Source organism: Helicobacter sp. 219-2 (assembly GCF_030053225.1).
GTDB lineage: Bacteria > Campylobacterota > Campylobacteria > Campylobacterales > Helicobacteraceae > Helicobacter > Helicobacter pylori_C.
Genome location: NZ_JASGBS010000001.1, coordinates 1175546 through 1187723, shown reverse-complemented (window position 1 = coordinate 1187723; position 12178 = coordinate 1175546). Strand labels below are relative to the sequence as shown.

The 12178-nt window shown below is 39.1% G+C and carries 13 protein-coding genes and 1 tRNA gene; 7 read left to right on the top strand and 7 right to left on the bottom strand.

Features of this window, described 5'->3' with window-relative positions:
- The 4 genes from P6280_RS05815 to der all read right to left on the bottom strand — a co-directional run bounded on the left by P6280_RS05815 (nt 1) and on the right by der (nt 2980).
- Nucleotides 1–606 (bottom strand): LPP20 family lipoprotein, encoded by a 606-nt coding sequence (locus tag P6280_RS05815; RefSeq protein WP_001236600.1) that lies wholly within the window; start codon nt 604–606, stop codon nt 1–3.
- 430 nt (nt 607–1036) lie between these two features.
- A tRNA-Arg gene (locus tag P6280_RS05810) sits at nt 1037–1113 on the bottom strand.
- Nucleotides 1114–1170: 57 nt separating this feature from the next.
- Nucleotides 1171–1455 (bottom strand): HU family DNA-binding protein, encoded by a 285-nt coding sequence (locus tag P6280_RS05805; protein WP_001029072.1) that lies wholly within the window; start codon nt 1453–1455, stop codon nt 1171–1173.
- 139 nt (nt 1456–1594) lie between these two features.
- Nucleotides 1595–2980 (bottom strand): ribosome biogenesis GTPase Der, encoded by a 1386-nt coding sequence (gene der / locus P6280_RS05800; RefSeq protein ID WP_231215056.1) that lies wholly within the window; start codon nt 2978–2980, stop codon nt 1595–1597.
- A 76-nt stretch (nt 2981–3056) separates the two neighbouring features.
- Here der and P6280_RS05795 point away from each other — a divergent pair, with 76 nt between their 5' ends.
- From P6280_RS05795 to P6280_RS05765, 7 genes are all read left to right on the top strand, one after another.
- Complete coding sequence (locus P6280_RS05795) at nt 3057–3935, top strand: hypothetical protein (protein ID WP_283237248.1); 879 nt, start codon at nt 3057–3059, stop codon at nt 3933–3935.
- Nucleotides 3936–4024: 89 nt separating this feature from the next.
- A complete protein-coding gene (locus tag P6280_RS05790; RefSeq protein WP_283237247.1) occupies nt 4025–4813 on the top strand; it encodes a spermidine synthase in 789 nt (262 codons plus the stop codon).
- A 1-nt stretch (nt 4814) separates the two neighbouring features.
- Nucleotides 4815–5405 carry a dephospho-CoA kinase gene (gene coaE, locus P6280_RS05785; protein ID WP_283237246.1) on the top strand — a complete coding sequence of 197 codons (591 nt, stop codon included), beginning with the start codon at nt 4815–4817 and terminating at the stop codon, nt 5403–5405.
- A gap of 58 nt (nt 5406–5463) precedes the next feature.
- Nucleotides 5464–6825, top strand: coding sequence for an Asp-tRNA(Asn)/Glu-tRNA(Gln) amidotransferase subunit GatA (gatA, locus tag P6280_RS05780; protein WP_283237245.1), 1362 nt, complete (start codon nt 5464–5466; stop codon nt 6823–6825).
- 9 nt (nt 6826–6834) lie between these two features.
- Complete coding sequence (gene guaB / locus P6280_RS05775) at nt 6835–8280, top strand: IMP dehydrogenase (RefSeq protein WP_180391522.1); 1446 nt, start codon at nt 6835–6837, stop codon at nt 8278–8280.
- Nucleotides 8281–8401: 121 nt separating this feature from the next.
- Nucleotides 8402–9082, top strand: a complete 681-nt coding sequence (locus tag P6280_RS05770) for a F0F1 ATP synthase subunit A (RefSeq protein ID WP_033582616.1) — start codon at nt 8402–8404, stop codon at nt 9080–9082.
- Between the two features lie 318 nt (nt 9083–9400).
- Entirely contained in the window at nt 9401–9649 is a 249-nt protein-coding gene (locus tag P6280_RS05765; protein ID WP_000790557.1) for an RNA-binding protein, read from the top strand.
- 206 nt (nt 9650–9855) lie between these two features.
- Here P6280_RS05765 and P6280_RS05760 read toward each other — a convergent pair whose 3' ends face one another.
- The 3 genes from P6280_RS05760 to trxA all read right to left on the bottom strand — a co-directional run bounded on the left by P6280_RS05760 (nt 9856) and on the right by trxA (nt 12111).
- Nucleotides 9856–10677 carry a glycosyltransferase family 25 protein gene (locus P6280_RS05760; RefSeq protein ID WP_283237244.1) on the bottom strand — a complete coding sequence of 274 codons (822 nt, stop codon included), beginning with the start codon at nt 10675–10677 and terminating at the stop codon, nt 9856–9858.
- Nucleotides 10678–10849: 172 nt separating this feature from the next.
- Complete coding sequence (gene trxB / locus P6280_RS05755; protein WP_283237243.1) at nt 10850–11785, bottom strand: thioredoxin-disulfide reductase; 936 nt, start codon at nt 11783–11785, stop codon at nt 10850–10852.
- A gap of 5 nt (nt 11786–11790) precedes the next feature.
- Nucleotides 11791–12111, bottom strand: a complete 321-nt coding sequence (trxA, locus tag P6280_RS05750; RefSeq protein WP_000020200.1) for a thioredoxin — start codon at nt 12109–12111, stop codon at nt 11791–11793.
- Nucleotides 12112–12178: the final 67 nt, after the last annotated feature.

Here is a 12178-nt window from a genome sequence, read left to right as displayed (position 1 = left end):
TTATCCTCTCGCTCCGCTCAAAATACGATACCAAATCCTGCCGTCTAATTTAAGCTCCATGCTGACTTGACACAAGCCGTCTTTATAGATGGTTTCAGTGATTTCAGCGTTACGAATGAGGGCATTGACTCTAGTTTTAATCACGGAATTTTGTAAAACCATGTCTTTGACGGTGTCTTGAGCGTTCACTCTAATACCATACATTTTTTCACCCAATTGGCGGTAGCCATCAACAATAGCCGCTCGTTTGGCCAAAGCTAGGGCTTGAGAGGGCGAAATGGTGGATTCTGGAGCCACACCCATGCCCACCGCGTTCAATTCAATGACATTATTAGGCGTGAGAATGGGGGTGTTAGGGATAGCGTTAGTGGGATTAGAGCTAATGATGGGCTGATCGTTATTCTCAAGGCGAGGGCTTGGGAGAGGCTGAATGCTCTTTCTGGGGGTGAAATTGGTTGGGGGATAAATGGGGGCTTGCAAGCCGTTAGCTGAAGGGGGGATTAGCTGCGCATTGGTGTTACGCTTTTTAAAAAGACTGCAACCACTTATCAAAAGAGAGGCAACAAGCAATGAATTAATACCAAAAAAGGCAGTGTGCAAACGCATGGGCATTTTCCTTAAAATGAGTTTATCAAGTCTATTATATCATTTTTGAAGGGATTTGTCATGCGGATATTCTCACTAATCTTATAAGGCTAGTGGGTTTTAATTTAAAGTCTAGGGGATTATGATTTATTTTTTTAAAAAAGGGATTTTAATGGCTTGATTTTATCGTTTTAAGGTTTTATTTGATGATAAAATTCATTTTTTAAGTTTGATTTTTAAATTCATTTTCTTAAGGGGGTAGGGGGTATTTTGAAAAATTCCCCTACAACCCACAACTAAAAACCCCCTAAAAAGCACTTTTTTAAGAGGTTATGGCTTGCTTTTTTCAAGATCTTTTTAATTGTAAAAAATGCTTTGAATATTTTTTAAATAGGATAAGAAATAAAATAAAATTTTTTTTAAATTCCTATGATAGTAAAAATAATGCGAGTGGTGTCCTTGGCGGGATTCGAACCCACGACCTTACGATTAGGAATCATACGCTCTATCCAGCTGAGCTACAAGGACATAAGAAAGCAAGAAACTTACAACCTGTTAATAAGCCCCTTGCTGAGTGGATCAGATTTACTTGCCTTCTTCAACTTTTTGTTTAAGGATTTTGCCGGGTTTGAATTTAGGCACTCGTTTGTCTTCAGTTTTATAAGTTTTATCGCTTCCTGGCACTTTACCTTCTTTGCCTTTTTGCTCTGCGGTCTCAAATTTGCCAAAACCAACCAACTCCACGCTTTCACCCTTGCTTAAAGCCGTTTCTACCGCTAGAATAAAGGCACTGATCGCTTCTTCGGCTTCTCTTTTGCTGTTGTATTTACCCGCTTCTTTAACCAAATCAATAAATTCCGCTTTGTTCATGTGGATAACCCCTTTTCTAATAGATGCCAAAACCAAGCGATTGTTCGCTTAGCTTGACGATTGAGCGGTAATTATAATCAAATCCTAAAGATAAATCAAGCAAAAACGCTTTTTTAAGGGGGTTTAACGCATAAAAAATTTAATTTTGTTGGGCGCTTTTTTTATCTTTAGCGTTAAGGATTAAAGGCGTGCCTAAAAAATTAAATTCTTTCCTTAAGGTGTTGATCAAATAGCGTTTGTAACTGAAATGCAAGGCTTTAGGGCGATTCATTATAAGAGAGATTTGAGGGGGTTTGGTGGCAAATTGCGTAGCGTAATACACTTTCACTAATTTCCCTCCATCGCTTGGTAAGGGGTGTTTTTGGGTGGCTTGATTGATCACGCTATTGAGCAAGCTCGTGGGAATGCGTTTGGAAAAACACTCATAGACTTCTATGATTTTATGCTTGATTTCATCTATATGGCGCGCTTTTAAGCAACTGGTTGTGATAACAGGGGCGTATTCTAAAAAGCGGAATTTCCTTTTTAAAGTCGCCATGATCTCTTCATAAGGGGCGTAGCGGATGTCCCATTTGTTTAAAATAAGAATGATGCCTAAAGAGTGTTTGTCCGCTAAGGAGCTGATCTTTTCGTCTAATTCCACAAAAGGAGCGCTCACGTCTAAAACTAAAAGCGCGATGTGGGATTTCTCTAAGGCTTTTTGCGTGCGTTCTAGCGCGTATTTTTCAATGCCTAAAATTTTACCCCTGTGCCTGATGCCAGCGGTATCCACAAAGCAAATTTTTTGATCGCCTATGAGAATGGTTTCATCTATGGGGTCAATGGTAGTGCCAGCCACGCTAGAAACAAGGCTTCTTTCTTTTTTCGTGAGCGCGTTTAAGAGCGAGCTTTTGCCCACATTCACCCTCCCAATGATGCCTACTTGAATGATCTCTTCTTCTTTAGTTTCTTCTTTTGGTGCGTTATTTTCTAGGCTTTCTAAAATATCCGCATCCAAATCCTGCTCTATGATTTGATTTAAATTTAGTGCACTCAATATCGCATCAATTAAGGCGCTAATACCTCTGTTGTGCGAAACGGAAATGTTAAAACTCTTTGGCATGCCAAAAGAAGAAAACGCATAAGCTCGCTCTTTTTCTTTGTCGTTATCAATTTTATTGATCACTAAAAAGCAGTTAGGGTTGGTTTTAAAAACCTCTCTAAAAAGCTTAAGATCTTCATCGCTAGGGATAGACTTGCCATCCACAACATATAAAATCAAATCGCTCATTTGAGCGGCTTTTAAATTAAGGGCTTTGATTTCTTTAGACAAAAGAGCGTCTTTGGCCATGCCCCCTGTATCTAGCAATTCCACTTCATGGCCATTCAATGCGATTTTTCGTTTGTTAATGTCTCGTGTAGTGCCTGCAAAATCTGAAGTGATAGCGATCCTTTCTCTAGCTAAGCGGTTAAATAACGAGCTTTTCCCCACATTAGGCTGGCCTAAAATCGCAATGGTTTTTAAAGTTTTATGGCTTGTATTCATTTTACTTGTAGTTTCACTTTAATCAAAATTAGATTACAATATTATAGTTATTTAAAGCTTAAATAAGGGTCTAGCGTTGTTTTTAGTCAAAAAAATAGGCGTGGTAGTAGTGGTTTTAATAGGCTTTTTAGCTTGCTCGCAAGAGAGGTTTATCCAGTTGCAAAAAAAAGCCCAAGAGCAAGAAAATGACGGCTCTAAACGCCCTAGCTATGTGGATTCGGATTATGAAGTCTTTAGCGAAACGATTTTTTTAAAAAACATGGTGCATCAGCCTACAGAAGAAAGAGACGCTTTTGTCCAACTGACTAAAGATGGAGACGATTCTTTTAACCCCGAAACTTCTGTGATTTTATTGGATGAGCCAAGCGATAACGATACAAAAAACCCGCCCTTAAACCAAAATGAGTCTAATACTAACACTGCCAATAACGATACAAAAAACCCGTTCCTTTACAAACCAAAAAGAAAAACAAAAGATCCAAAGCTTATTGAATATTCCCAACAAAATTTCTACCCCCTAAAGGATGGGGATATTGTTATGAGTAAAGAAGGGGATCAATGGCTGATAAAAATCAAATCCAAATCCTTGAAGCGTTTTTTAAAAGATCAAAACAATAAAGATCGCCAGATCCAAACTTTCACTTTTAATGACACTAAAACGCAAATCGTGCAATTTAAGGGCAAAATTTCTTCGTATGTTTATACCACCAATAACAGCGATTTGAGTTTAAGGCCTTTTTATGAATCCTTTCTCTTAGAAAAAAAGAGCGATGATCTTTATACGATAGGGGATAAGGCTTTAGATGCCATTGAGATTCACAAGTGTCAAATGGTGTTAAAAAAGCATTCAACCGATAAATTAGACAGCCAGCATAAAGCCATCAGTATTGATTTGGATTTTAAAAAAGAGCGTTTTAAGAGCGATACGGAACTTTTTTTAGAATGCCAAAGCTAGGCTTTTGTTACAATAATTTAGATTTTTTGGGTAGCATGTTAGCATTTCAAAGGCATGGATATTGTTAAAAAGTAAGCTAAGGAGTGTTTATGTGGATCACCCAAGAAATCACGCCGTATTTGCGTAAAGAATATACCATAGAAGCGAAATTATTAGATGTTAGAAGCGAGCATAATATCTTAGAGATTTTTAAATCTAAGGATTTTGGCGAAATTGCGATGCTTAATTGCCAGTTGCTGTTTAAGAATTTTTTGCACATTGAAAGCGAGTTGCTCGCTCATATGGGGGGTTGCACCAAGAAAGAGCTTAAAGAGGTTTTGATTGTGGATGGGTTTGATTTGGAATTAGCCCACCAGCTTTTTAAATACGACACGCATATAGATTTTGTGCAAGCGGATGAAAAGATTTTAGACAGCTTCATTAGTTTTTTCCCCCATTTCCATGAAGTGAAAAACAACAAGAATTTCACGCACGCTAAACAACTCTTAGATTTAGACATTAAGAAATACGATTTGATTCTTTGCTTGCAAGAGCCGGATATTCATCAAATGGATGGTTTAAAAAGAATGCTTAAAGAAGATGGGGTGTTTATTTCTGTAGCCAAACACCCATTATTAGAGCATGTGAGCATGCAAAACGCCCTTAAAAACATGGGCGAGTTTTTTTCTGTTGCCATGCCTTTTGTAGCGCCTTTAAGGATTTTGAGCAATAAGGGTTATATTTACGCTTCTTTTAAAACCCACCCCTTAAAAGATTTAATGGTATCAAAAATAGAAGCGCTAAAAAGCGTGAGATACTATAACGAAGACATTCATAGGGCTGCATTCGCTTTGCCTAAAAATTTACAAGAAGTCTTTAAAGACAATATCAAATCTTAAAATGGTTTTAAAAAACGCTATCGCTCTAACAGGGGGGATAGGCACCGGTAAAAGCACCACCATTAAAATATTAGAATCGCAAGGTTATCAAATTTTAGATGCGGATAAGATCGCCCACCAATTATTGCAAGAGCACCGGTTTGAAATCGTCCAACATTTTGGATCAGATATTTTAGAAAAGGGTATTTTAAACAGAAAAAAACTTGGCGCGATTGTGTTTCAAAACGCTAATGAGTTAAAATGGCTAGAGGATTTTTTACACCCCTTAATCCGTGAATGCATGCTTCAAAAAGCCTATGAATTAGAGAAGAATCATCAAGCGTATTTTTTAGACATCCCTTTATTTTTTGAAGTGGGGGGTAAAAAATGCTATCCTGTGAGTAAAGTGGTTTTAATCTATGCGCCTAGGGCCTTACAAATTGAGCGCCTTTTAGAGCGAGACAAACTCAAAGAAGCTGAAATCTTGCAGCGCTTGGCTTGTCAAATGGATATAGAGCAAAAACGCGCCATGAGCGATTATATTATAGACAACAGCTCCAGTTTAAAAGATTTAAATAAGCAAGTTGAACGCTTTTTAAAAACGCTCTTATAAGCTCGTTTTACATCTAAGCATGTTAAACTACCATTAAATTTTTTGTAAGGCTAAAAACATGATCACTTTAAAACAAGCCCTTTCTTTATCCCAAGATGAATTAGAAACCCTTAAAAACGAAATTGACGCTAAGGTTAGAGCTTCAGATTTGAACGCTTATATTAAAGCCCCTAGCCTTAATGGCGCTAGCGCTAAGGGGGTGCCAATCCTTATTAAAGACAATATCAGCGTTAAGGGGTGGGAAGTTACTTGCTCCAGTAAGATTTTAGAAGGCTATATCGCTCCTTATCATGCGAGCGTGATTGAAAACTTGCACCAAAACAGCATGGCAGGGTTTGGGCTTTCTAACATGGACGAGTTTGCGATGGGAAGCACCACAGAGTCTAGTTGCTATGGGATCACTAAAAACCCACGAGATAAAAACAGAGTGCCTGGAGGGAGTAGCGGAGGAAGCGCAGCAGCGGTGGCTGGTGGCTTAGCGGTGGCGGCTTTAGGGAGCGATACGGGCGGGTCTATCAGGCAGCCGGCGAGCTATTGCGGGTGCGTGGGGTTAAAACCCACTTATGGGAGGGTGAGCCGTTATGGTTTGATTGCGTATTGTTCTAGCTTTGATCAAATCGGGCCTATCACGCAAAATGTGGAAGACGCTTCTATTTTATTTGACGCCATTAGCGGGCATGATAGCAAGGACTCCACGAGCGCGAATCTCAAACCCACGCAAACCTTTAAAAATCTTAATAGAGAAAAACGCTTTAAAATCGCTATCTTAAGAGATCACATTAAAGATGCAAGCAATGAAGTGCAACTCGCTTATGAAAACACCCTTAAAGCCTTGAAAGAAATGGGGCATGAGATTGTGGAAAAAAAGATGTTGGATTCGCATTATCAAATCTCTATCTATTACATTATCAGCATGGCTGAAGCGAGTTCGAATCTGGCCAGATTTGATGGGGTTCGTTATGGGAGAAGGGCTCAAAATATTAAAGATTTGAAAGAATTGTATCTCAAAAGCCGCGCTGAAGGTTTTGGCGATGAGGTGAAACGGCGCATCATGTTAGGGAATTTTGTCTTAAGCAGCGGGTATTATGACGCTTATTATTTGAAAGCCCAGCAAATGCGTTTGATGATTAAAGAGCAATACAACAAGATTTTTGAAAAAGTGGATTTGATTTTCACCCCTGTAGCTCCCACGAGCGCCCACTTATTCAATCACCATGCGAGCCCTTTAGAAATGTATTTGAGCGATATTTACACGATTGGGGCGAATTTGAGCGGTTTGCCGGCTCTTTCTTTACCGGTCGCTAAAGATCCTTTAGGCTTGCCTATAGGGATGCAATTCATTGCTAAGGCTTTTGATGAGCAAAGCCTTTTAGATGTTTCTTACGCTTTAGAGCAAGAATTAGATTTAAAATTAGATTAAGGATAGAAAATGAGAATTTTACAAAGGGCTTTGACTTTTGAAGACGTGTTGATGGTGCCTAGAAAATCCAGCGTTTTACCTAAAGATGTGAGCTTAAAGTCTCGCCTGACCAAAAACATTAGTTTGAATATCCCCTTTATTAGTGCAGCTATGGATACGGTTACAGAGCATAAAACCGCTATCGCTATGGCGCGCCTTGGGGGTATTGGCATCGTGCATAAAAACATGGATATTCAAACGCAAGTTAAAGAAATCACTAAGGTTAAAAAAAGCGAAAGCGGGGTGATTAATGATCCTATTTTTATCCATGCGCACAGGACTCTAGCGGACGCTAAAGTCATAACGGATAATTACAAGATTTCAGGCGTGCCTGTGGTAGATGATAAGGGATTGTTGATTGGGATTTTAACCAACAGAGATGTGCGCTTTGAAACCGATTTGAGTAAAAAAGTGGGCGATGTGATGACTAAAATGCCTTTAGTTACCGCTCATGTGGGCATCAGTTTGGAAGAGGCTAGGGACTTGATGCACAAGCATAAGATTGAAAAATTGCCCATTGTGGATAAGGATAATGTTTTAAAAGGCTTGATTACGATCAAGGACATTCAAAAACGCATTGAATACCCTGATGCCAATAAAGATGATTTTGGGAGGTTGAGAGTGGGGGCGGCTATTGGAGTGGGGCAGTTGGATAGGGCTGAAATGTTAGTTAAAGCGGGGGTGGATGCGTTGGTGTTAGACAGCGCGCATGGGCATTCAGCCAATATTTTACACACTTTAGAAGAGATTAAAAAAAGCTTGGTAGTGGATGTGATTGTGGGGAATGTGGTTACTAAAGAAGCCACAAGCGATTTGATTAACGCGGGAGCGGACGCTATTAAAGTGGGTATTGGGCCAGGAAGCATTTGCACCACTAGGATTGTGGCTGGGGTGGGAATGCCCCAAGTGAGTGCGATTGATAATTGCGTAGAAGTGGCGTCTAAATTTGATATTCCTGTGATTGCAGATGGAGGGATCCGCTATTCAGGCGATGTGGCTAAGGCTCTGGCTTTGGGGGCATCAAGCGTGATGATAGGCTCTTTACTCGCTGGCACAGAAGAATCACCGGGGGATTTTATGATCTACCAAGGGAGGCAATATAAAAGCTATAGGGGCATGGGGAGCATTGGGGCTATGACAAAAGGGAGTTCTGATCGGTATTTTCAAGAGGGCGTAGCGAGTGAAAAATTAGTCCCAGAAGGTATTGAAGGGCGTGTGCCTTATCGTGGTAAGGTTTCGGATATGATTTTCCAATTAGTGGGGGGCGTGCGCTCTTCTATGGGGTATCAGGGGGCGAAAAATATTTTGGAATTGTATCAAAACGCTGAATTTGTAGAAATCACTAGCGCGGGGTTAAAAGAAAGCCATGTGCATGGCGTGGATATTACTAAAGAAGCCCCTAATTATTATGGGTGAATTTTAAAAGAAAACAAGACAAATCGTTAAAAAACTCGTTGAAAGGCTTAATTTAATGAGTTTTTAAAACTTAATTGCTACAATTAAGGAAATTTTCAATAAGGCTTAGAGAAACTTTTTCATGGAACACAGAGTATTTACTATTGCTAATTTTTTTAGCTCCAATCATGATTTTATCACCGGGTTTTTTGTTGTTTTGACAGCGGTTTTGATGTTTTTAATCTCGCTTGGCGCGTCGCGCAAAATGCAGATGGTGCCTATGGGTTTGCAGAATGTGTATGAGAGCGTCATTAGCGCGATTTTGAGCGTGGCTAAGGATATTATAGGCGAAGAATTAGCCCGCAAATACTTCCCACTAGCAGGCACGATCGCTTTGTATGTCTTTTTTTCTAACATGATAGGCATCATTCCTGGTTTTGAATCCCCTACGGCTAGCTGGAGCTTTACGCTGGTTTTAGCGCTGATTGTGTTTTTTTACTACCATTTTGAAGGCATTAGAGTGCAGGGCTTTTTTAAGTATTTCGCTCATTTTGCAGGCCCTGTGAAATGGCTCGCTCCTTTCATGTTCCCTATTGAGATCATCTCGCATTTTTCTAGGATCGTGTCTTTATCGTTTCGTTTGTTTGGGAATATCAAGGGCGATGACATGTTCTTGCTCATCATGCTTTTATTAGTGCCTTGGGCTGTTCCTGTAGCGCCCTTTATGGTCTTGTTTTTTATGGGGATTTTACAAGCTTTTGTTTTTATGATCCTCACTTATGTGTATTTGGCAGGGGCTGTTTTAACCGATGAAGGGCATTAAGCAAAACATTCTTGTTTGGCTTTAATATTGTTTTTTAAAACTTTGTTTTATGGTAAAGCTTTTGAAAGGCTAGGGGGGTGATTTTGAAACCATGCTCTCTCATCCTTTGCACTTTTTAAAATTACCGCTTGCTCGTGTAAGTTCTATTTTATTATCAATACCCAATTTTAATAGCTTTTATAATTTTTTAAGCAATCATTAGATAAAATCTACCATACTTCTCTTTTGGATGTGTTTGGGTTTTAGAAGTGTTACTTTTTTATAACTTTTTCATATTCTTATGGGTGTGTTGTCATTTTTTTACCGGAGAATTTTATCTTGAAAAACATTTATGTAGGGAATTTGGTTTATAGCGCTACCAGTGAGCAAGTCAAGGAGCTTTTCAGTCAATTTGGCAAAGTTTTTAATGTCAAGCTGATTTATGACAGAGAAACGAAGAAACCTAAAGGTTTTGGCTTTGTGGAAATGCAAGAAGAGGGCGTTAGTGAAGCGATCGCTAAATTAGACAATACGGATTTTATGGGCAGAACGATTAGGGTAACCGAAGCTAATCCTAAAAAGTCTTAATAGTATTAGAAAATTAGAAAATAATTTTCTAATACGCTTCATTCTCTTAATGTGTCTTAATTGTGCATAGAAGCTAAAAGGGGTTAAACCCTTTTAAAATCCATTTAAAATTTTAATCCATTTTTTTAAAAAGGCGATTAAGTTTTGTTCTAATCAAATAGGGACAACTAACGCTTTAAAACGCTCTTTAGTATTTTTATTATTGGCTATACAAACTGCCAGTATTTCAAATATTTAAAATGGAGTTTTCTCATTAAGGCGATTTTAGGGCTATAGAGTTCTTCTTTTCGTGCTATTGTAGAGATTTGCTCATCATCAGCGATCACAAAAGGTTGTAACACCAGATTTTTCACGCCATGGATAAAAGTAGCGTCCATTATCGTATCCACAGGAACAACCCATTTTCGGCTGCATTTTTTAAAAACTTTGGCAATCTTGGGCGTGATCACATAGCCTTGCGTCCCCACCCCATGACTATAAGCTTTAATGATACCCACACGCTCTTGTATCTCGTGGTTTTTGTGGCTCAATGGCTCACTTTTTACATTGGCATCATACAACAAATGCATCAAACGCGCATAGCCCAATTCTTGAATGTGTTTTTCTAAAAAGTCCAATCCCTCTTTAAAATCCTCTTTCAAGGTTATATCGTCTTCTAAAATACAAATGGGCTCATTTAACTCTATGCATTTTTCCCACAAGGAATAATGGCTCGCATAGCATCCAAGCTCCCCCAAGCTCATAAACTTCGCATAGTATTTTAAAGCGTAATAAAATTTAGAAACCCTACTGATTAGGTTGGTTGTAATCCCCATGTCTTTGATGTTTTGCGTGATGAAATAAGGGTGTAAATGTTTTTTAACTAAGGGGTGCAACTCGCTTTCAAAAGTTTTAGAATAAATCGCATCAAAAATTTGCGCCTTGTGGTGGGTGGCATTGATATTATGGAGTAAAGTTGTGGTGTCTCTAAAAACTAAACCAAATTGATCGCACACTTTTTGATTCAAAGAAATGATGAAAACACGCAAAGCTTAAACTCCCATAATTTTTAATAGAGTATAGAGTATATCATTTTTAGGCTCTGTTTTACAATAAAACTTTGCGAATAAAATCGCATCACGGCTACAAAAAAGCTTTAAAAATCCAATGAATGTTTGAAGCGAGAACTCATAACCCTAAATCTAGGGCTATAAGCTTGATTTAATGGTGTTCTAAATAAGAAATCACGCTTAAGGCTGCCGTAGCGCCATCGCTTGCAGCACAAACCACTTGCTTAGGGGCAAGAATGCGAATATCTCCTGCGGCAAACAAGCCTTGAACATTCGTTTTCATGGAAAAATCCACGACAATAGAGCCGAACTCATCGCATTTGCATAGCATGGAGCCGTCTTCTTGTTTCAACACGGCGTTATTCACATCATAACCTACAAAAATAAAAAACCCCGGCACGATTAATTCTCTTGTTTCATTAGTGGCTGTGTTTTTAATGCTTAAAGAAGACACGCCAGAAGCATCGCCCTTGATTTCTTCTACCACATAAGGGGTTAAAAACTCAATCTTATCATTGTTTTTGGCATGTTCTAGAGTGATAGGTGCACACCTAAAACCATCTCTTCTGTGGATGAGATAGACTTTTTTGCAGATGTTGGCCAGATAAATCGCCTCTTCTACGGCGGTATCGCCTCCACCAAGCACCGCTACTTCTTTATTTTTGTAAAAGAAGCCATCGCATGTCGCACAAGTGCTAACGCCTTTACCCCAATATTCTGACTCGCCCTTGATGCCTGTGCGTTTAGGGCTACCACCGGTAGCGATAATCACGCTCTTAGCTTCAAAAGTATTGCCATCTTCTGTCAAAATAACAAAATGAGAGTCTTTTTTAGAAACCCTTTGAATAGCACTCATTTCATGCTTTAAGCCAAAGCGAAAACATTGCTCTTGCCATGGTTGCATGAAATCCAACCCGCTCACCACTTCCTTAACGCCCGGATAGTTTTCAATCTCACTACTGCCAGTGATTTGCCCCCCAGGCATTCCTTTTTCAAATAAAACGGTGTTTTTAACACCGCCTCTAGTGGCATAAAGCCCCGCACTCAAACCTGCAGGACCACCTCCAATAATCGCGCAATCTATCATGGCTACTAGCCTAGAAGTTTGTTCAATTGCTCTTTTAAAGCAACTTTAGTTTGCACGCCCACCAACTGATGGACGACTTCGCCATCTTTTACAAATAAAAGCGTAGGAATGCTTCTAATACCAAATTTCGCGCTCAATTCTTCTTGCTCATCGGTATTGACTTTACAGATCTTAGCCTTACCTTCATATTCGCTGGCTAATTCATCAATCACAGGGGATAGCATCTTACAAGGCCCACACCATGGCGCCCAAAAATCCACCAACGCAACCCCTTTTTTAATGGTGCTTTCAAAATTTTCTTCAGTTAATTCAATATAGTGACTCATTGGTTACTCCTAAATATATGATTTTGATTAACGAGAATTATATTAGCTTAAGAATGTTAATGAAAAC